Genomic DNA, 20,984 nt, shown 5'->3' with positions numbered 1-20,984 from the left:
TAGATGTCACCCTGGCTGACGGTTGTGGGAATCGGTGAAGACGGCTTCAAGGGCTTGGGCAAAAACGCCCGGCGAGCCCTGATGGGCGCCTCGCGGATCGTCGGTGGCCAGCGGCAACTGGATTTACTGCCAGTGTGCATTCGCGGCGAGCGGGCGTTGTGGCCGAGCCCGTTTTCCCTCGCGCCGGTGCTGGAACAACGCGGCGCGGCCGTCTGCGTGCTGGCCAGCGGTGACCCGATGTTCTACGGCGTTGGCGCCAGCCTCGCGCGTCAGGTGCCGAGCAACGAGATGCTGATTCTGCCCGCGCCGTCCTCCTGTTCGCTGGCCGCTGCCCGCCTCGGCTGGCCATTGCAGGACGTGGTGACACTGTCACTGGTCGCCCGGCCGCTGGCGGCGCTCAATGCCCAATTGTTCAGCGGCGTGCGCCTGTTGCTGTTGAGCAACGACGGGCAGAGCCCGGCGGCTGTGGCGGCGCTGTTGCGTGATCGTGGTTTTGGCGCGAGCCGGATGAGCGTTCTGGAGCATCTGGGCGGTGCGGCCGAGCGGCGGCTCGACAGCAGCGCCAATGACTGGAACAACGCGCCGACGGCCGATCTCAATGTGATTGCCATCGAATGCCTGGCCGACAGCCACACTCCGCGTCTGTCGCGCCTCGCCGGCCTGCCCGACTCGGCCTTCCGGCATGACGGTCAACTGACCAAGCGCGACGTGCGCGCCATCACCCTCGCCCGCCTCGCCCCGACGCCGGGCGAATTGCTCTGGGATGTCGGCGCCGGCAGCGGCTCGATCGGCATCGAATGGATGCGCACCCACCCGGGCTGCCGGGCGCTGGCCATCGAAGCCGATGAGGGCCGTCAGCAATTGATCGAACACAACCGCGAGGCGCTGGGTGTGCCGGGGCTGCAACTGATCCGTGGTCGTGCGCCGCAGGCTCTCGCCGGTCTGGAGCGCCCGGACGCGATTTTCATCGGTGGCGGCGTAACCCGCGAAGGTGTCTTCGAGGCGTGCTGGGAGCAGCTCAAACCCGGTGGCCGTCTGGTCGCCAACGCGGTGACCCTGCAAAGCGAAATCACCTTGATGAACTGGCGCGAACGTTACGGCGGCGAGCTGACGCGCATCCACGTCGCCCAGGCGCAACCCCTGGGCGAGTTCGACACCTGGCGTCAGGCGCTGCCGATCACCTTGCTCGATCTGGTCAAACCTCTCGATGCGTGACGAAACCGCCGAACAACCCGCACCACTGCGCAGCGGCCTGACCACCGGCAGTTGCGCCACGGCCACCAGCCTCGCCGCCGCACGCCTGTTGCTCGGCGGCACTGCAGCCGACGCCGTGCAAATCGTGCTGCCCAAAGGTAAACAGGTGCAGATGCGTCTGGAGTTCTGTCGACTGACCGACAACGGCGCGGAAGCCGGGACGATCAAGGACGCCGGCGACGATCCGGACGTGACCCACGGCGCGCTGCTCTACTCGCAGGTGCAACTGATGACCGAGCCAGGCGTTCGTTTCATGGCCGGCAAGGGCGTTGGCACCGTGACACGCCCGGGCCTGGTGCTGGCCGTGGGGGAACCGGCGATCAACCCGGTGCCACGCAAGATGATCAGCGACCACCTGAGCCTGCTCGCCGCCGAGACCGGATACGCTGGCGGCTTCGAGGTCACGGTGAATGTCGAGGGCGGTGAAGCGCTGGCGCTGAAAACCATGAACCCGCGCCTGGGCATTCTCGGCGGGCTGTCGATCCTCGGCACCAGCGGCATCGTCCGGCCGTTTTCCTGCGCGGCGTACATTGCATCGATCCATCAAGGCATCGACGTCGCCAAGACCAACGGTTTTCTGCACATCGCGGCCTGCACTGGCAACGCCAGCGAAGACACCATGCGCCGGGTCTACGACCTGCCGGAAATCGCCCTGATCGAAATGGGCGACTTCGCAGGTGCCGTGCTCAAGCATCTGCGCAAGGTGCCTGTGGATAAACTCAGCCTGTGCGGTGGCTTCGGCAAGATCAGTAAATTGGCGGCCGGGCATATGGATCTGCACTCGCGACATTCCAGCATCGACTTGCCGCAACTGGCCGAATGGGCCGCCGCCATCGGTGCCGATGAAGGTTTGCAGCGCGACATTCGTGCAGCGAACACCAGCCAGCAGGCATTGGCCATGGCCAGTGCGGTGGGGATCGCGCTGGGCGATGAGGTGTGTCGTCATGCGCTGAATTTCGCCCGCAGCGTGGTGCCGGCGCAGGTACAGGTCGAAGTGTTTGCGATTGACCGTCAGGGCGGCATCGTCGGTCACGCAGGAGGGTTTGCATGAAGCGCATTTTGCTACTGGGCGGCGTGACCGAAGCACTGGCCATCGCCCGGACTTTAGGGCCTTCGCACATTTACAGCCTGGCCGGGGTGGGCCGTGTGCCCACCGACCTGACCTGCCAGGTGCGCATCGGCGGCTACGGTGGCGCCCAAGGGCTGGCGCAATTCATCCGTGACGAAGGCATTGATCTGCTGTTCGACGCCACCCACCCCTATGCCGCGCAAATCAGCCAGAACGCCGCCACCGCCGCGCAACTGACCGGCATCCCCTGCTGGGCCCTGCGCCGCCCCGCATGGCAGCCGCAACCGGGTGACGATTGGCGCGAAGTCAGCGACTGGACCGAATTGATCAGCGCTCTGGCGCCGTTTCGCCGCCCACTGTTCACCCTCGGTCGCGAACCGTTGCAGCATCTGGACGAAATCCCGGCGGATCAATTCTGGACCCTGCGCGCCCTCGATGTTTATCCCGGCAACGAACGCTGCGAAGTCATCGGCGCGCGCGGGCCGTTTCTGCTGGAGGATGAACGGACGTTGTTCGAGCGACGGCAAATCGATGTGCTGATCAGCAAGAACAGTGGCAGCACCGCGACCGAGCCGAAGCTTGCAGTGGCGCGCGAGCGTGGGGTGCCGGTTCTGGTGTTGAAGCGGCCGGGGTTGCCGGGGGCTGATCGGGAGTTTCTGTCGCTTCAAGAAACACTGGCTGCGTTGGAGGCAATCGACCTGTAGGGCAAGATCCATAGCTTGCGTGATAAGTAACCTATTCGTTACCTTCTGAGCCAGCCGTGATCACACTCGAAGAATATCTGCAGGAAGATGAATCAAGCCCGTTTGGCCGGTGGATTTCCACGCTGAACGTACAGGCGCCAATCAAGGTTTCTAATGCAATGATTCGATTGGAAATGGGCAACACTTCCAACATCAAATGGTTCGACGGTCTAGGCGAATACTGAATCAATTGGGGACCAGGGTACAGAATCTATCTCGTACAAGAAGGAAAACGGCTGATCATTTTGTTCGGAGGAGGAGACAAATCCACACAAAAAAAGACATCAAACAGGCGAAAGCGTTGATAGCCGAATTTCGAACTCGAAAAAAAGCTGAACAGGACCGGAGGTAATTTGATGGTTCTCACTCGAAGCTACAAACATTCAATTGCAGAACGTGCCCAACGAGACCCGGAGTTTGCTCAAGCATTGCTGGATGAGGCCGCTACGCTGTTCCTGAATGGCGAACCAGAAATGGCGAGGATCATTTTGCGCGATCTTGTTAACGCGACGGTCGGCTTCGAAGAGCTTGCAAGGGAGACCCAAAAACCCAGTAAAAGCCTGCATCGAATGCTGTCAGCCAACGGTAATCCGAGCATGGACAACCTGGCCAGAATATTTTCGGTAATCCGCGCTACGCTTGGTGTCGATATGCAGGTTCATGCCGTACCAGTGAACTGAGCAAGTAATTGAAGAGAGCGCTGCGACACCAAACCGCACGACGCTTTTTTACTTATCGGCCCCGATCAGGCTAAATAGCCGCGCCTGATCGCCCACCCAACGGATCTGTCCCATGAACCGACAACGGCTAGCCATTGCCTGGATCGCCTGCTTTGCAGTGCTGTTCAACATGCTCGCCATGCCGATGACGGGGGCGATGGCGCAAGCGGCCAATTCACCGGCCGAACAACTGCTGTGGAGCAGTTTCTGCACCGGCAGCGGGACGAAAATGGTGGCGATCGACATCGGCGCCACGGATCAGCAAGCCCCGCCCAGCGACAGCCATTCCAACATGCAGCATTGCTGGTGTTGCTCCGGGTCGGCGCCTTTGGTGGCGCTGCCGGGGCATGCGCCGCAGCTGTATTTCGCCCGTTACGAAAGCCATCGCAGCGTCGCGCCGGTTTCACTGCAAACACCCACACCGCGCCAGCAATGGCCGAGCCTCAATCCCCGCGCTTCCCCTCTGGTTTGATTTGTTCGCGCAATTGACCTGCGTTTCAAATCGTTCTGGAGAACTGCCATGTTGAAAAAAATCATCGTCCTCGCTGCGTTGCTGTTGCCTGCGTGTTTTGCCCATGCCCATGAATACAAGGCCGGGGAACTGGAAATCGCCCACCCGTGGTCGCAGGAACTGCCGCCCAACGCACCCACCGTCGCGGCGTATTTCGTGATTCATAACGCCGGCAAAACGGCCGATCGACTCCTCAGTGTCGACTCGCCTATCGCCCCCGAAGCGCAATTGCACGAGCATGTGATGCAGGGCGATCTGATGAAGATGCAGCAAGTGCCGAGCGTAGACATTCCGGCCGGCGGCAAGGTGACGTTCGCGCCGATGGCCTATCACGTCATGCTGCCCAACCCGACCGATCGCAGCCTGCTCAGCGACGGCAAACGCTTTCCGCTGACGATGCATTTCGAGAAGGCCGGGGACGTCACCGTCGAAGTCGCCGTGCAGAAAAAACCGCCGCACGACATGCCGGAACACGCGCACGCCCAATAACCGATACGGTTAACGACGCCCATGCGCCCGCTGAGCGCCAGGCCATCCCTGCAACGCCGTCAGACTGAACACCTGACCTGCGGCAGCTGGATTGCCCTGTTCGCCATGTTGATGATTTTCATCGGCCCACTGATTTCTCAGTCGATGCCGATGGATCAACACGCCTCGACCTCCATGCCGATGAGCATGGAGATGTCGATGGACATGCCGGGCATGGATCATGCCCGGCACGATGCCAAACCCAGCGCTGAACACTGCCCGCCGCAATCCTCGCATCATGCGCTGTGGGCAAAGTGCGGTTATTGCAGCCTGCTGTTCAATTGCCCGGCGCTGACCGGTGGCGGCACGTTTACCGCGTTCAGCATCGCCCACACCAACACGTTCACCCCGCCCTCCCCGCGCCTGGGCCATGCCCGGCCAACCTTCTTCCCCGGCGCCCGCCCCCGCGCCCCGCCCGTCGCCGCGTAAACACCCCCTCTGATTGCACACGGTTGAGAAGACAGCTTCAGGCTGCCGGCTGTGTCGTTTACGACTGTTTGATGGAAATTGTCATGTCCAGGTTTTCTGCTGTTCCACGCTCGGGCGCTGCCCAGGCGTCCTTCGCTTTGAACGAATCGCGTATTCGTTTCAGGCACGCGACCGCCGTCCTTTGCGGCGTCCTGCTGTCCCCCCTGGTGCTGGCCGATGATCACGCCGCACACGCGGATGAACTGAGCCCGACGGTGATCACCGCCATTGCACCGAGTTCGCCACTGACCGTTGTCACCAACCCCCAGGACCCGCGCCAACCGGTGCCGGCCAGTGATGGCGGCGATTACCTGAAGACCATTCCGGGCTTCGCCCTGGTGCGCAATGGCGGCACCAACGGCGATCCGGTGCTGCGCGGCATGTTCGGTTCGCGGCTCAACATTCTCACCAACGGCAGCATGATGCTCGGCGCCTGCCCCGGCCGCATGGACGCGCCAACCTCGTACATTTCGCCGCAAACCTACGACAAGCTCACCGTCATTAAAGGCCCGCAAACCGTGCTTTATGGCCCCGGTGCATCGGCCGGCACGGTGCTGTTCGACCGTGAACCGGAAAGCTTCGGCGAACTCGGCACGCGGGTGAATGCCAGCATCCTGGCCGGCTCCCACGGGCGCTTCGACAAGGTCATCGACGCCGCTGCCGGCGGGCCGTTGGGTTATGTAAGGGTGATCGGCAACACCGCGCATTCGGACGACTATCGCGACGGCAACAATGACACTGTCGCTTCACGCTACGACAAGTGGAACGGCGATGTTGCGCTCGGCTGGACCCCGGACGCCGACACCTTGATCGAGCTGACTGCCGGCAAGGGCGACGGCGAAGCCCGCTACGCCGGTCGCGGCATGGACGGTTCGCAGTTCCTGCGCGAAAGCCTCGGCCTGCGTTTCGAAAAGTCCAACATCAGCGATGTGCTGGAGAAACTCGAAGCACAGGTCTACTACAACTACGCCGACCATGTGATGGACAACTACACCCTGCGCACGCCGTCCGGTACGGGGATGATGGCCGGCCCCATGGCCTCCAACGTTGATCGCCGGACCCTCGGCGCACGCATCAAAGCGACCTGGCGCTGGGCCGATATCCAACTGATCACCGGGCTGGATGCACAGACCAACGAACACCGTCAGCGCAGTTCGATGGGCATCGATACCTACAAGGATCTGCCGTATACCAAGGACGCCGACTTCCATAACTATGGCGTGTTCAGCGAGATGACCTGGTACGCCGCGGACCGTGACCGGTTGATCACCGGCGCTCGGGTCGACCGGGCGTCAGCCAAGGATTATCGGCAGAGCACCGGTTCGGGAATGATGTCGCGCCCCAATCCAACCGCCGACAACACCCGTGCCGACACACTGCCAAGCGGCTTCGTGCGTTACGAGCATGACCTGGCCGACAGCCCGGCCACGCTCTTCGCCGGCCTCGGCCATGTGCAGCGCTTCCCGGATTACTGGGAACTGTTTTCGCCCAAGTCGGGCCCCGCAGGTTCGGTCAACGCGTTCGACTCGATCAAACCGGAAAAGACCACCCAGTTCGATTTCGGCGTGAACTACAAGAGCGCCGAACTCGAAGCCTGGGCGTCGGGCTACATCGGCGTGGTGCGCGATTACATCCTGTTCGATTACACCCCCGGGATGATGGGCACGACCTCCCGCGCCGAGAACATCGACGCGCGAATCATGGGCGGTGAACTCGGAACGGCTTACAAACTCACCGATCACTGGAAAGCCGATGCAACCCTGGCCTACGCCTGGGGCAAGAACAGCAGCGACGGCAAAGCCCTGCCGCAGATGCCGCCGCTCGACGCACGTTTGGGCCTGACTTACAGCGAAGACAACTGGAGCGCCGGTGCACTGTGGAGAGTGGTGGCCAAGCAAAACCGTATCGACCAGAACAAGGGCAACGTGGTCGGCAAGGACTACGACAAGAGTTCGGGCTTCGGTGTGTTCTCGCTCAACGGTGCCTACCGGATCAACAAGCACTGGAAGGTCAGTACCGGCGTCGACAACCTGTTCGGCAAGGCTTACGCCGAACACCTGAACCTGGCGGGCAACGCCGGTTTCGGCTACCCGGCCAACGACCCGCAAGCCATCAATGAACCGGGGCGCACGCTCTGGACCAAGGTGGACATGAGTTTCTAACGAAGCTGCCCCCCCTCCCCTGTGGGGGCGGGCTTGCTCGCGAAAGCGGTGTATCAGGCGCCAGCAATGTTGGCTGTGCCGCCATCTTCGCGAGCAAGCCCGCTGCCACAGGGGTAATGCGGTGTTCCACCCAATGCAGAACAACTAAAAGATCCAAGCCAAGCGGAGCAAACGTGATGCAAAAGCCCAAACCGAATTTCTACAACCTGGCCTGGCGTTGGCATTTCTATGCCGGTCTGTTCGTCGCGCCCTTCATGGTGATGCTGGCCCTGACCGGCATCGTTTACCTGTTCAAACCGCAGCTCGATTTGCTGATGTACAGCAGCCTGCTCAACGTCCCGGCCGGGCACCACACTGTTGCGGCCGACGACTTGCTACAACGGGTGAAAAGCGCCTACCCACAAGGCCAGGTCACGCAATACCTGCCACCGTTGAACGCCGAGCGCAGTGCGCAATTTGTCGTCAAGAACGCCGGGCACGAACTGAATGTGTTCGTCGACCCGTACCACGGCGACATCCTCGGCGAGCAGGATGCCAAGCAGAACCTGCAAGCCATCGCCCGGGCGATCCATGGCGAATTGATGATCGGCACTGTCGGTGACCGTCTCATCGAAATGGCCGCCGGATGGGGCGTGGTGCTGGTGGTGTCGGGGCTTTTCCTGTGGTGGCCGCGCGGTCAGGCAGCGGGGATTCTCTGGCCGCGCTTGAACAGTCGCGGCCGCGTGTTGTGGCGTGACCTGCACGCCGTCACCGGGTTCTGGGGCGCGACCCTGTTGCTGGTGATGCTGCTCAGTGGCATGACCTGGACCGGCTTCTGGGGCAAACAATACGCACAGGTGTGGAACGTGTTCCCGGCCGCCATGTGGGACAACGTGCCGACCTCTGACGTCGAGGCCCGCAGCCTTAACAGCGCCACCCGCCAGACCGTGCCATGGGCGATGGAAAACACGCCGATGCCGATGTCCGGCGATCACGCCGAGCACATGGCCCACGGTGACGCCCACGCAGGCCCCGCCGCGCCTGCCATCAGCCTGCAAGCAGTGCAGGACATCGCCAACCAACGTAAGGTCGAGCCGGGTTACAGCATCACCCTGCCAACCACCGCGACCGGCGTATTCACCATCGCCGTGTTCGCCGACGACCCTCGCAACGACGCCACCCTGCATGTCGATCAGTACACCGGCAAGGTCCTCGCCGATGTGCGTTTCGAGCAGTACGGCGCGGTGGCCCGCGCCACCGAAATCGGCGTGATGCTCCACGAAGGCAAGATGTTCGGCACTTTCAATCAGATCGTCGTGCTACTGATCTGCCTGATGATTTTGCTCAGCGCCGTCAGTGGTGTGGTGATCTGGTGGAAACGTCGGCCACAGGGCAAGTTGGGTGTGCCACCGCTGCGTCATGATTTGCCGAAATGGAAAACCGGGGTGGTGATCATGCTCGCGCTGGCGGTGATTTTCCCGCTGGTGGGCGCTTCGTTGGTGGTGGTGTGGTTGCTGGATCGCCTGCTGTTGTCGCGCCTGGGCCGCCAAGCTGAATCTGCCTCAACTTCATCGTGAAGCAGGCGAGATGCGCGGTTTAGACAGATCTATAAACTGCTGGGGCTTAAACTCCGGTATTTTTTAGTGTTACTGTATAACGCAAATATGCCGCTCTGCCCGCAACCAAAAGTTGCGGGCTTTCTTTTGAAGAAGTGATTCACCACCCCGATGAACAAGTACCTCTTGTCCAGCCTCTGTCTGTTCGGCCTGAACAACGCCCATGCCGACAACCAGGCGCTGACACTGCCCACCGGCACCATCAGCGCACCGGTCATCGACGACGCAAGCGTCAGCCTCAACACGCCGACCACCGCCGGCTCGCGCCTGAATCTCAACGCCATGCAAACCCCTGCCAGCGTCCAAAGCCTCAGCGGCGAACAGGTTCGCGCCCGGGGCGATCGCAGCGTGCAGGACGCCGTGTCGCGCAGCACCGGCATCAGCCGCACCGGTACGCCAGGCGATGGCGGCACCTCGTTGCAGGCACGCGGGTTTACCGGGCAGAGTTCGGTGATGCAGTTGTATGACGGCAATCGAATGTACAGCGGCATGGGCACAGTGACCTTTCCGGTCGACACCTGGTCGGTGGAACGCGTCGATGTGCTGCGCGGCCCGGCCTCGGTGTTGTACGGCGAAGGCGCGACCGGCGCGGTGGTCAACGTGACCCCGAAGAAGCCGTTCGAAGGTGAAATCGAAAACCATGTGCGCGTCGGCTATGGCTCCTACGACAGCCAGCAGCAGGCCTTCGACAGCGGCGGTTCGCTGACCGACACCCTGAGCTATCGCCTCAATCTCAATCGCTTGCGCAGCAACGGCTGGATTGATCGCGGCGACTCGTCCAGCGATTTCATCAGCGCTGCCCTGCGCTGGCAGGCCACCGATGATCTGGCCTTCACCCTCGCCCACGATTACGGCGACCAGCACCCGCAAAACTACTTTGGCACGCCGCTGATCAATGGCCGGTTGCACGACAGCCTGCGCTACAAGAACTACAACGTGCGCGACGACCAGCAGCACTACAACGATCAGTGGACGCGCCTGACCACGGATTGGCAGATCAACGACGCGGTCAGCGCCAGCAACGAGCTGTATTACCTCAAGGCCCAGCGCCGCTGGCAGAACGCCGAGAACTACAACTTCGACACCGCCACCCAACAACTCAGCCGCAGTGGCTATTTCGGCATCGGCCACCGACAGGAGCAGGTCGGCGACCGTCAGACCTTCACCTTCAAGCACTCGCTGTTCGGCCTCGACAGCCAGACCGTGACCGGCGTCGATTACAACCGCATCCGCTTCCAGCTCGACAGCAACTCGCCGTTCAACGACGTGCTGCCCAAAGGCCAGGCGCTGGATCTGTATCACCCGCAACCGGGCTACTTCGAAAGCGCCAACCCGTACCGGGATCAGTTCGACAGCACCACCAAACAGATGTCGGTGTTTGCCGAGAACCTTACGCAACTGAGCGAGCGCTGGTCGCTGGTGACCGGCGTGCGCCGCGACTACGTGCACGTGGATCGCAACAATCTGGTCGACATTAGCCAGAGCGACAAGACCCTGACCGGCAACAACTGGAAGGCCGGGCTGGTGTTTGCGCTGACGCCGCAGACTTCGTTCTATGGCCAGGTCGCGACCAGCACCGATGGCGTCGGCGGGCTGATTTCCCTGAGCCCGAGCCAGCAGCAATACGATCTATCGACTGCCCGGCAGACGGAAATCGGCCTGAAGCAATTGTTCTGGGATCAGCGCGGCGAGTTCACGCTGGCGGCTTATCGCATCGTCAAGAAGAAGCTGCTGACCGACGATCCGGGCAACCCGACGCTCAAGCAGCAAGTCGGCCAGCAATCGTCCAATGGCCTGGAAGCCAGCCTTGACCTGCAATTGCCGCACGCCTGGCAACTGCAAGCCAACGCGGCGATTGTGAAGGCCAAGTACGACGATTTTTCCGAAGCGGTGAACGGGCAGACCCTGTCGTACAACGGCAACCGTCCGCTGGATGTACCACGTCGTACCGCCAATCTGTGGCTGAACAAAAGCATCAGCGATGACCTGCAGGCCGGTGCGGGCGTGCGTTATGTCGATGCGCGCTACGCCGATATGGCCAACCGCAATAAGCTGCCGAGTTACACCGTGGTGGATGCGACCCTGTCGTGGAAAGCCTTGCGCAACACCACGCTGGGCTTGCAGGTGAACAATCTGTTTGACCGCCAGTACGCACAAAGCCAATACAATGAGGGCCAGCAGTGGATACTCGGCGAGCCGAGGTCGTTCTTTGTCACTGCTGATTACACCTTTTGATTCACCGGCCCCTTCGCGAGCAAGCCCGCTCCCACATTGAAATACGTTCCACTGTGGGAGCGGGTTTGCTCGCGAAGGCGTCATCAGCAGCACCCGATATTTCAGAGTAGACGATGACCTCACTGACAATCGCCAACCTCGCCTGGACACCCCTGGGCCACGGCCACTGCCATCACCAGTTCCAGCTGCGTGACGCCTCCTTGCGAGTGGCCGCCGGTGAGTTCGTCGGGCTGATCGGCCCCAACGGCAGTGGCAAAACCAGCCTGCTGCGGTGCGCCTATCGATTCAGTCAGCCGGAAAGCGGTGAGGTCAGACTCGATCACCACAATGTGTGGAAGCAATCCTCGCGCTGGTGCGCAAAACGCATCGCCGTGGTCTTGCAGGAATTCCCCGATGCCTTTGGCCTGACCGTCGAAGAAGTGGTCGCCATGGGCCGCACGCCGCACAAAGGCCTGTTCGATGGCGACACGCAGGAAGATCGCAACCTGGCGACTCAAGCGCTCAAATCCGTCGGTCTCGACGGCTTCGAAGACCACGCTTTCGCCACGCTATCGGGCGGTGAAAAACAGCGGGTAATCCTTGCCCGCGCCCTGACCCAGCAACCGCAACTGCTGATCCTCGACGAGCCGACCAACCACCTCGACCCGCGTTATCAGCTTGAGCTGCTGCAACGGGTCAAGCGCCTGCAGATCGGCACCCTCGCCAGCATCCACGACCTGAACCTGGCCGCCGCGTTCTGCGATCGACTGTACGTGATCAACCACGGCCGCATCGTCGCCAGTGGCACACCGCAAGAAGTCCTCACCACCCAACTGCTGCGTGACGTCTTCGGCGTCGAGGCATTGATCGACTCTCACCCCCTTCACGACTACCCGCGAATCACCTGGATAACCCGACCATGACTGTGCGTTCCCTGCTTTGCGTCGCTCTTGTGCTGTGCAGTGCCCAAGCCTTGGCCGAGGCCACGAAATACCCGCTGACCGTTCAAAGCTGCAACCGCGAAGTGACGTTCAAGGAAGCGCCAAAACACGCGGTCAGCCACGACATCAACATGACCCAGATGATGCTCGCCCTTGGCCTCAAACCGAGGATGGCCGGTTACAGCGGCGTCAGTGGCTGGAAGTCAGTGACGCCCCAGATGCAGTCACTGCTCGACGGTTTGCCGGAGCTGGCCGCGAAATATCCGTCGGTGGAAACCCTGCTCAACGCCAACGTCGATTTCTTCTTCGCTGGCTGGGATTACGGCATGCGCGTGGGCGGCGATCTCACGCCGCAAACCCTGCAACCGCTGGGCATCAATGTGTATGAGCTGACCGAGTCCTGCGCGTTCGTGATGAAGCGCCCGGCGGCGACGCTGGACGACACCTATAACGACCTGCGCAACCTCGGGAAGATTTTCGACGTGCAGGATCGCGCCAATGCACTGATCGCCGGGATGCAGAATCAGGTCGCCGAGATCCGCAAAGACCTGCCCGCCGACAAGCCGCGAGTGTTCCTCTACGACAGCGGCGAAGACCGCGCCATGACGTCCGGCCGTCTCGGCATGCCGCAAGCGCTGATTGATGCCGCCGGCGGGCGCAACATTCTCGATGACGTCGAAGCGAGCTGGACGCGGGTCAACTGGGAGACCGTGGTCGAGCACAATCCGCAGGTCATCGTGATCGTCGACTACAGCGAAATCACCGCCGATCAAAAGATCGCATTCCTGCTGAAGAACAAGGCCCTGCAATCGGTGGACGCGATCAAGAACCAGCGCTTTATCGTCATTCCGTATGTGCAGGCCACACCGGGAATCGACAACGTGCTGGCTGTTGAAACACTGGCCAAAGGTTTCCACGGCGAATGATCAACCGTCGCTACGCCCTGTTGCTGATGGCCTTCGGCGCCCTGTTGCTGGTGTCGTGTGTGGTGTCGCTCGGCTTCGGCCCGGCGCGGGTGCCGGTGGACGTGGTGTGGCGGATTATCCTGCACAAGACGCTCGGTTTCGGCGAGCTGAACTGGAGCGCCGGGCAGGAACATATCGTCTGGCTGATCCGCGTGCCGCGCATGTTGCTCGGGGCGCTGGTCGGTGCCGGCCTCGCACTGATCGGCGCGGTGCTGCAAGCGGTGACGCGCAACCCTCTGGCCGATCCGCATCTGCTCGGTGTGACATCCGGAGCGACGTTGGGCGCAGTGATTGTGGTGCTGCACGTCGGTGAAATCATCGGCCTGCTGACCTTGCCGATTGCGGCGTTCATTGGCGCGTTGCTGAGCATGCTCGTGGTGGTGGCGATTGCCAGTCGCCATGGCCGGCTCGACAGCGATCGCTTGCTGCTGTGCGGTGTGGCGGTGTCGTTCGTGATGATGGCGATCGCCAATCTGCTGCTGTTCATGGGCGATCACCGCGCCAGTTCAGCGGTGATGTTCTGGATGCTCGGCGGACTCGGGCTGGCGCGCTGGGAGTTGCTCGCGGTGCCCGCGGCCAGCGTATTGCTCGGATTGTTTTTGCTGCTGGGCATGGCGCGGCCATTGAACGCGTTGATGGCGGGCGAGCAGACCGCCGTGACCCTCGGCCTGAATGCTCGCTCGGTACGCTTGCGGGTGTTTGTCATCGCCTCGTTGATGACCGGGGTGCTGGTGTCGATCAGCGGCTCCATCGGGTTTGTCGGGCTGATGGTGCCGCACATTGCGCGGCGTCTGGTCGGCGCCGAACATCGGCGCTTGCTGCCGGTGTGCATGTTGCTCGGCAGTGTGTTTCTGATCTGGGTCGATGTGGCCGCGCGCACAATGATCGCCCCCGAAGACCTGCCCATCGGCGTCGCGACCGCTGCCATTGGCGGGCTGTTCTTCATCGGTCTGATGCGCCGTCGCTGACTCTCCACCTTTCAAAACTGTGGGAGCGGACTTGCTCGCGAAGGCGTCGTGCCAGTCACCTTATGCATTGACTGACAGACCGCTTTCGCGAGCAAGCCGCTCCCACATTTGATTTTTGTTTACCACCAGATCGCGCCCCAATCTGGCGCGGCCGCCTGCACCAACGCTCCACGAGCGTTCCTTCATGGTGCACCCAACCCACGCGCAAGCGCTCTAAACCGACATTTTCCTGCCCATCCCCGACCGGGCACAGCCCTTGCAAAACACCCTTCAGTCGTCCGCATCTGCCAACCATAAAAAACTTTAACGTTCATGGAGATCGCACAATGAAGCGTCGCAGTTTGATCAAGGCTTTCACACTCACGGCATCCATTGCCGCGATGGGCATGACCTGGACTGTCCAGGCCGCCGAGACCATCAAGGTCGGGATTCTGCATTCGTTGTCCGGCACCATGGCGATCTCCGAAACATCGCTCAAAGACATGGCGCTGATGACCATCGACGAGATCAACGCCAAGGGCGGCGTCAATGGCAAGATGCTCGAGCCCGTTGTCGTCGACCCGGCGTCGAACTGGCCGTTGTTCGCCGAAAAGGGCCGGCAGTTGCTGACCCAGGACAAGGTTGCCGTGGTGTTCGGCTGCTGGACCTCGGTGTCGCGTAAATCGGTGCTGCCGGTGTTCGAAGAACTCAACGGTCTGCTGTTCTACCCGGTGCAATACGAAGGCGAAGAGATGTCGCCGAACGTGTTCTACACCGGCGCTGCGCCCAATCAGCAAGCGATCCCGGCGGTTGAATACCTGATGAGCGAAGAAGGTGGCAGCGCCAAGCGTTTCTTCCTGCTCGGCACCGACTACGTCTACCCGCGCACCACCAACAAGATCCTGCGTTCGTTCCTGCATTCCAAAGGCGTGGCCGACAAGGACATCGAAGAGGTCTACACACCGTTCGGTCATAGCGACTATCAAACCATCGTTGCCAACATCAAAAAGTTCTCGGCCGGTGGCAAGACGGCGGTGATTTCCACGGTCAACGGCGACTCCAACGTGCCGTTCTATAAAGAGCTGGCCAACCAGGGCCTGAAAGCCACCGACGTACCGGTGGTGGCTTTCTCGGTGGGCGAAGAAGAGTTGCGCGGCATCGACACCAAACCGTTGGTGGGCAACCTCGCGGCATGGAACTACTTCGAGTCGGTGGAGAACCCGGTGAACAAGAAGTTCGTCGCGGACTGGAAAGCCTACGCGAAGAAACACAACCTGCCGGGCGCCGACAAAGCGGTGACCAATGACCCGATGGAAGCCACCTACGTCGGCATCCACATGTGGGCTCAGGCCGTGGAGAAAGCCAAGTCCACCGACGTCGACAAAGTCCGCGAAGCCCTCGCCGGCCAGACCTTTGCCGCACCGTCGGGCTACACCCTGACCATGGACAAGACCAATCACCACCTGCACAAACCGGTGATGATCGGCGAGATCCAGAGCGACGGTCAGTTCAACGTGGTCTGGCAGACCGAAGGCCCGATCCGTGCGCAGCCGTGGAGCCCGTTTATCGAGGGCAACGACAAGAAGCCGGATTATGCGGTGAAGAGCAACTGAGCCACTGGGTGTCAGGGCCCGAGTACAAAACCCGGACCTGATGCAATTCCCTGTGGGAGCGGGCTTGCTCGCGAAGACGGCGGCACATCCAACATCAATGTGACTGACCCATCGTATTCGCGAGCAAGCCCGCTCCCACATTGTCCGCGTAAGGCCAATGACATGCTGACTGCCCTTTACCGTCTATTGCTCGCCATCGCGCTCCTGCTGCCGATGGCCGCCCATGCCGGCGACGCCGAAGACTTCGTCGCCGCCAACCCCATGCAACAGGCCAAACTGCTGCAAGAATGGGCCGCGCAGCCCGAACCGGCCCGTATCGAGCTGATCAACGCCCTGCAACAAGGCGAACTGACCGTCGACGGCCAAGCCAAAACCCTGCGCCTGAACAACCGCCTGCGGGGGCTGATCGACACCGCTCTGGCCAGCCACCAATTGCTCGCCGCCGACGCCAAAATCCGTCTGGCTGGCGCGCAGCAATTGCAGAAAAGCGCTAAACCCGCGCAGCTGAAATTCCTTGACCAGCAACTGGCTGGCGAAACAGATGAAAGCGTCCACGCCGCCCTGAGTCTGGCCCTGGCCAATCTGCAACTGGTCGACACTGACCCGGCCGTGCGGCTGGCCGCCGTGCGCTTGCTCGGTAAAACCGGCGATCCGCTGGCTCGCACTCGTCTTGAAGGCTTGCTTGAACCCGGTGTCGAAACCGATGCCGGCGTGCGCACTGCCGCCCAAACCAGCCTCGCTCAGGTGAAACGCAAACTGTTGATCGGCGAAATACTCGGCCAGGCGTTCAGCGGCATGTCACTCGGCTCGATCCTGCTGCTCGCGGCACTGGGCCTGGCGATTACCTTCGGTCTGCTGGGCGTGATCAACATGGCCCACGGCGAAATGCTGATGCTGGGCGCCTACTCGACCTACGTGGTGCAACTGATGTTCCAGCGCTACGCCCCACAGGCCATCGAGTTCTATCCGCTGATCGCCCTGCCGGTGGCGTTCTTCGTCACCGCCGCCATCGGCATGGCGCTGGAGCGCACGGTGATTCGCCACTTGTATGGCCGACCGCTGGAAACCCTGCTCGCCACCTGGGGCATCAGCCTGATGCTGATTCAGCTTGTGCGTTTACTGTTCGGCGCACAAAACGTTGAAGTGGCCAACCCGGCATGGCTGTCCGGTGGCATTCAGGTGCTGCCGAATCTGGTGCTGCCGTACAACCGCATCGTCATCATCGCCTTCGCGCTGTTTGTGGTGGTGCTGACCTGGCTGCTGCTGAACAAGACGCGCCTGGGCCTCAACGTGCGCGCGGTCACCCAGAACCGCAACATGGCCGCCTGCTGCGGCGTGCCGACCGGACGCGTCGACATGCTCGCTTTCGGTCTCGGTTCCGGTATCGCCGGCCTCGGCGGTGTGGCGCTGAGCCAGATTGGCAACGTCGGCCCGGACCTCGGCCAAAGCTACATCATCGACTCATTTCTGGTGGTGGTGCTCGGCGGCGTCGGCCAATTGGCCGGTAGCGTGCTGGCGGCGTTCGGCCTCGGTATCACCAACAAGATTCTCGAACCGCAGATCGGTGCGGTGCTCGGCAAGATCCTGATCCTCGCGCTGATCATTCTGTTCATTCAGAAACGTCCGCAAGGCCTCTTCGCACTCAAAGGACGGGTGATCGACTGATGAACCAGCCTCTATTAGTCACGGCCACGCAAAAGGCTGGCCCGAAAATCACGATTGCCGTTGGCGCGGTGATCCTCGCGCTACTGATCGCAATGCCTTTGCTGTCGCTGTTGTCGCCGGAAAACGCGCTGCATGTCTCGGCGTACACCCTGACGCTGGTCGGCAAAATCCTCTGCTACGCCATCGTCGCGCTGGCGCTGGATCTGGTCTGGGGTTACGCCGGTCTGCTGTCCCTCGGCCACGGCTTGTTCTTTGCCCTCGGCGGTTATGCGATGGGCATGTACCTGATGCGTCAGGCCGCCGGTGATGATTTGCCAGCGTTCATGACCTTCCTGTCGTGGACCGAATTGCCGTGGTACTGGGCCGGCACCAGCAGCTTTGTCTGGGCCCTGTGCCTGGTGGTGCTGGCGCCGGGTTTGCTGGCGCTGGTGTTCGGCTTCTTCGCCTTCCGTTCGCGGATCAAGGGCGTGTATTTCTCGATCATGACCCAGGCCCTGACCTTCGCCGGCATGCTCCTGTTTTTCCGTAACGAGACCGGGTTTGGCGGCAACAACGGCTTCACCAATTTCCGCACGATTCTCGGTTTCGGCATCACGGAACCGGGCACCCGTGCGGTGCTGTTCCTGGCCACGGTGTTGCTGCTGGTGGCGAGTCTGTTTATCGGCTGGCGTCTGGCGCAAAGCAAGTTCGGCCGAGTGCTGACGGCGCTGCGCGATGCGGAAAACCGCCTGATGTTCTGCGGTTACGACCCGCGTGGCTTCAAGCTGTTTGTCTGGGTGTTGAGCGCAGTGTTGTGTGGCTTGGCCGGTGCGCTGTACGTGCCGCAGGTGGGGATCATCAACCCGAGCGAAATGTCGCCGACCAACTCCATCGAAGCGGCGGTCTGGGTCGCCCTCGGCGGGCGCGGCACGTTGATCGGGCCGTTGCTTGGCGCCGGCGTGGTCAACGGCATGAAGAGCTGGTTCACCGTGGCGTTCCCCGAGTACTGGCTGTTCTTCCTCGGTGCGCTGTTCATCATCGTGACCCTGTATTTGCCCAAAGGCGTGATTGGTCTGCTGAAGAAACGAGGTGAACAATGAGAGTCACGGCAAGTGCTGAATTCATGCTCGAACCGGCCTTTTTTCCCGTGGAGCCCAACAAGGATGAGGGCACCAGCCGCGACTCGATCGGCCTTGGCCAGCGCGTTGGCCCGGGGCTCGACACGCGTCACGGGACGATCCTGACCCTGGAAGAGATCAGCGTCAGCTTCGATGGCTTCCGGGCGCTGAACAACCTCAACCTGTACATCGGCGTCGGCGAATTACGCTGCATCATCGGCCCCAACGGCGCGGGCAAGACCACGCTGATGGACGTGATCACCGGCAAGACGCGCCCCAGCCACGGCAAGGCCTGGTTCGGCGAAACCCTGGACCTGACGCAGATGAGCGAAGTGCAGATCGCCCAGGCCGGCATCGGCCGCAAGTTCCAGAAGCCGACGGTGTTCGAAGCGCTGAGCGTGTTCGAAAACCTCGAACTGGCGCAAAAAACCGACAAGTCGGTGTGGGCCAGTTTGCGTGCGCGCCTCAGTGGCGAGCAGAAGGATCGCATCAGCGAAGTGCTGGAGACCATTCGCCTGACCGCCTCGGTCAATCGCCCGGCGGGCTTGCTCTCTCATGGCCAGAAGCAGTTTCTGGAAATCGGCATGTTGCTGATGCAAGACCCGCAACTGCTGCTGCTCGACGAACCGGTCGCGGGCATGACCGACGCTGAAACCGAATTCACCGCCGAGCTGTTCAAGTCGCTGGCAGGCAAGCATTCGCTGATGGTGGTGGAACACGACATGGGCTTTGTCGGCTCGATTGCCGATCACGTCACGGTGTTGCACCAGGGCAGCGTGCTGGCCGAAGGGTCGCTTGAGCAGGTGCAGGAAAACGAGCGGGTGATCGAGGTCTACCTGGGCCGCTGAACTGCAAACACCCGCTCCCACAAGGGGATTTGAGGAGACTCTGAACATGCTGCAAGTCGACAAGCTGCACCAGTACTACGGCGGTAGCCACATCCTGCGCGGCCTGAGCTTTGACGTGAAGGTCGGGGAAGTCACCTGCCTGCTCGGGCGCAACGGCGTGGGCAAGACCACCCTGCTCAAATGCCTGATGGGTCTGTTGCCGGCCAAGGAAGGCGCAGTGAATTGGGAAGGCAAACCGATCACCACGTTCAAGCCGCATCAGCGGGTGCACGCCGGGATCGCTTATGTGCCGCAGGGCCGGGAAATCTTCGGCCGCCTGACGGTGGAAGAAAACCTGCTGATGGGGCTGTCGCGATTTCCCGGCAGCGAAGCCAAAGAGGTGCCAGGTTTCATCTACGAATTGTTCCCGGTGCTGCTACAAATGAAGCAGCGGCGCGGCGGCGACTTGTCCGGTGGTCAGCAACAACAGTTGGCCATTGGTCGAGCCCTGGCCAGCCGCCCGCGTTTGCTGATCCTCGACGAGCCCACCGAAGGTATTCAGCCGTCGGTGATCAAGGAGATTGGCGCGGTGATCAAAAAGCTCGCCGCCCGAGGCGACATGGCGATTCTGCTGGTGGAGCAGTTCTACGATTTCGCCGCTGAACTGGCCGATCAGTACCTGGTGATGTCCCGGGGCGAAATTGTCCAGCAGGGACGCGGAGAAAACATGGAAGCCGAGGGTGTGCGCGGACTGGTTACGATCTAACCTGTAGCGTCCTGACGATAATCAGAAAACATGAATTTACCTTTAACGACTGCCCTGTTTACCCCGAGCTGGCATGCCGAGCTGGAGTTGGCGTACGCCCGCTTCGGCGACTGCACGCGCCCGGTGCAGCGCCGACACCTCGGCCCGCTGCGGGTGCAGAAGCATCTGTATGCCGAAGGCCCCGAGGTCTGCCAGCACATCATCGTCCATCCGCCGGGTGGCATTGCCGGCGGTGATCGGCTGGACATCAGCGCCCGCGTCGAACCACACGCCTGGGCGCAGATCACCAGCCCCGGCGCGGCCAAGTGGTATCGCGCCGCGGGCCCGGCCTTTCAAAAGCTCGACTTGAAAGTCGCTGCCGGAGCAACGCTGGAATGGCTGCCACAGGAAACCATCGTCTACAGCGCAGCACAGGCCGAGCTGACCACCTCGATTGAGCTTGAGGGGGATGCGCGGCTGTTCTACTGGGACGTGGTGGCGCTGGGTCGTCCGGCCAGCGGCGAGCGTTTCGACCTCGGGCATTTTCAATCGCACCTGGATATTCGTCGCGACGGTCGATTGCTCTGGCATGAGCGCCAGCGCATTGTCGGCGATGACGGTTTGCTCGATTCGCCGATAGGGCTGGACGGCCAACCGGTGTTTGCCACGTTGCTGGTGACCGGTGAGATTGATGCCGAACGGCTGGAACACTGCCGCTCGCTGGGCCATGACGTGCGCGGGGATCTGACGCAGTTGCCGGGATTGCTGGTTGCCCGTTGCCTGGCGAGCGAGGCACTGCTGGCCCGCGCCTGGCTGATCGACTTGTGGCGCTTGCTGCGCCCCGCCCTGCTAGGCCGCGACGCCCTGCCCCCAAGAATCTGGAACACCTGAAATGCATGACAACTTTTCAATCTGCCCTGA

General features: G+C 61.7%; 19 protein-coding genes and 1 pseudogene. All 20 read left to right on the top strand.

The annotated features are described in order from the left end of the window. Nucleotides 1–3 precede the first annotated feature (3 nt). The 20 genes and pseudogenes from cbiE to AACY18_RS07225 all read left to right on the top strand — a co-directional run bounded on the left by cbiE (nt 4) and on the right by AACY18_RS07225 (nt 20,954). Nucleotides 4–1,215 (top strand): precorrin-6y C5,15-methyltransferase (decarboxylating) subunit CbiE, encoded by a 1,212-nt coding sequence (gene cbiE / locus AACY18_RS07320; RefSeq protein ID WP_339431833.1) that lies wholly within the window; start codon nt 4–6, stop codon nt 1,213–1,215. Continuing rightward, a complete protein-coding gene (locus tag AACY18_RS07315) occupies nt 1,208–2,305 on the top strand; it encodes a cobalt-precorrin-5B (C(1))-methyltransferase (RefSeq protein ID WP_339464605.1) in 1,098 nt (365 codons plus the stop codon). Before cbiE ends, AACY18_RS07315 begins: the two co-directional genes overlap by 8 nt. Further along, nucleotides 2,302–3,027 (top strand): cobalt-precorrin-6A reductase, encoded by a 726-nt coding sequence (locus AACY18_RS07310; RefSeq protein ID WP_339464604.1) that lies wholly within the window; start codon nt 2,302–2,304, stop codon nt 3,025–3,027. Before AACY18_RS07315 ends, AACY18_RS07310 begins: the two co-directional genes overlap by 4 nt. A 56-nt stretch (nt 3,028–3,083) precedes the next feature. After that, nucleotides 3,084–3,418: pseudogene (locus AACY18_RS07305) on the top strand (type II toxin-antitoxin system RelE/ParE family toxin). A 4-nt stretch (nt 3,419–3,422) separates the two neighbouring features. After that, a complete protein-coding gene (locus tag AACY18_RS07300) occupies nt 3,423–3,746 on the top strand; it encodes a helix-turn-helix domain-containing transcriptional regulator (protein WP_339431905.1) in 324 nt (107 codons plus the stop codon). Between the two features lie 112 nt (nt 3,747–3,858). Continuing rightward, nucleotides 3,859–4,257, top strand: a complete 399-nt coding sequence (locus AACY18_RS07295; protein WP_339431830.1) for a DUF2946 domain-containing protein — start codon at nt 3,859–3,861, stop codon at nt 4,255–4,257. Nucleotides 4,258–4,305: 48 nt separating this feature from the next. After that, nucleotides 4,306–4,785 (top strand): copper chaperone PCu(A)C, encoded by a 480-nt coding sequence (locus AACY18_RS07290; RefSeq protein ID WP_339464603.1) that lies wholly within the window; start codon nt 4,306–4,308, stop codon nt 4,783–4,785. A 21-nt stretch (nt 4,786–4,806) separates the two neighbouring features. Continuing rightward, nucleotides 4,807–5,253 (top strand): DUF2946 domain-containing protein, encoded by a 447-nt coding sequence (locus AACY18_RS07285; protein WP_339464602.1) that lies wholly within the window; start codon nt 4,807–4,809, stop codon nt 5,251–5,253. Nucleotides 5,254–5,336: 83 nt separating this feature from the next. Next, nucleotides 5,337–7,454 carry a TonB-dependent copper receptor gene (locus AACY18_RS07280; RefSeq protein ID WP_339464601.1) on the top strand — a complete coding sequence of 706 codons (2,118 nt, stop codon included), beginning with the start codon at nt 5,337–5,339 and terminating at the stop codon, nt 7,452–7,454. Nucleotides 7,455–7,630: 176 nt separating this feature from the next. Further along, nucleotides 7,631–9,010, top strand: coding sequence for a PepSY-associated TM helix domain-containing protein (locus AACY18_RS07275; protein ID WP_339431826.1), 1,380 nt, complete (start codon nt 7,631–7,633; stop codon nt 9,008–9,010). Nucleotides 9,011–9,160: 150 nt separating this feature from the next. Further along, nucleotides 9,161–11,284: a TonB-dependent receptor gene (locus tag AACY18_RS07270; protein WP_339431825.1), complete on the top strand. Its 2,124-nt coding sequence runs from the start codon at nt 9,161–9,163 to the stop codon at nt 11,282–11,284. Between the two features lie 113 nt (nt 11,285–11,397). Beyond that, entirely contained in the window at nt 11,398–12,186 is a 789-nt protein-coding gene (locus AACY18_RS07265; protein WP_339431824.1) for an ABC transporter ATP-binding protein, read from the top strand. Continuing rightward, the gene (locus AACY18_RS07260) at nt 12,183–13,130 is read left to right on the top strand and encodes an ABC transporter substrate-binding protein (protein WP_339464600.1); all 948 of its coding nucleotides are present in this window, start codon (nt 12,183–12,185) and stop codon (nt 13,128–13,130) included. The genes AACY18_RS07265 and AACY18_RS07260 overlap by 4 nt, the downstream gene beginning before the upstream one ends. Further along, nucleotides 13,127–14,137, top strand: coding sequence for a FecCD family ABC transporter permease (locus AACY18_RS07255; protein ID WP_339431822.1), 1,011 nt, complete (start codon nt 13,127–13,129; stop codon nt 14,135–14,137). Before AACY18_RS07260 ends, AACY18_RS07255 begins: the two co-directional genes overlap by 4 nt. Before the next feature lie 326 nt (nt 14,138–14,463). Then, nucleotides 14,464–15,729, top strand: coding sequence for an urea ABC transporter substrate-binding protein (urtA, locus tag AACY18_RS07250; protein ID WP_339431821.1), 1,266 nt, complete (start codon nt 14,464–14,466; stop codon nt 15,727–15,729). A 162-nt stretch (nt 15,730–15,891) separates the two neighbouring features. Continuing rightward, nucleotides 15,892–17,394, top strand: a complete 1,503-nt coding sequence (gene urtB, locus AACY18_RS07245; RefSeq protein ID WP_339431820.1) for an urea ABC transporter permease subunit UrtB — start codon at nt 15,892–15,894, stop codon at nt 17,392–17,394. Then, nucleotides 17,394–18,473, top strand: coding sequence for an urea ABC transporter permease subunit UrtC (gene urtC, locus AACY18_RS07240; RefSeq protein ID WP_339431819.1), 1,080 nt, complete (start codon nt 17,394–17,396; stop codon nt 18,471–18,473). Before urtB ends, urtC begins: the two co-directional genes overlap by 1 nt. Beyond that, nucleotides 18,470–19,339: an urea ABC transporter ATP-binding protein UrtD gene (urtD, locus tag AACY18_RS07235; protein WP_401159194.1), complete on the top strand. Its 870-nt coding sequence runs from the start codon at nt 18,470–18,472 to the stop codon at nt 19,337–19,339. Before urtC ends, urtD begins: the two co-directional genes overlap by 4 nt. Nucleotides 19,340–19,385: 46 nt before the next feature. Further along, the gene (gene urtE, locus AACY18_RS07230; RefSeq protein ID WP_103306101.1) at nt 19,386–20,084 is read left to right on the top strand and encodes an urea ABC transporter ATP-binding subunit UrtE; all 699 of its coding nucleotides are present in this window, start codon (nt 19,386–19,388) and stop codon (nt 20,082–20,084) included. Nucleotides 20,085–20,114: 30 nt separating this feature from the next. Beyond that, on the top strand, nt 20,115–20,954 hold the full coding sequence (locus AACY18_RS07225) for an urease accessory protein UreD (RefSeq protein WP_339431818.1): 840 nt from the start codon (nt 20,115–20,117) through the stop codon (nt 20,952–20,954). The last annotated feature ends 30 nt before the right edge of the window (nt 20,955–20,984 follow it).

It is taken from the genome of Pseudomonas sp. EA_65y_Pfl2_P74 (assembly GCF_963970575.1).
In the GTDB taxonomy this organism is placed as follows: domain Bacteria; phylum Pseudomonadota; class Gammaproteobacteria; order Pseudomonadales; family Pseudomonadaceae; genus Aquipseudomonas; species Aquipseudomonas baetica_A.
This window is presented reverse-complemented; position numbering and strand designations above follow the sequence as displayed.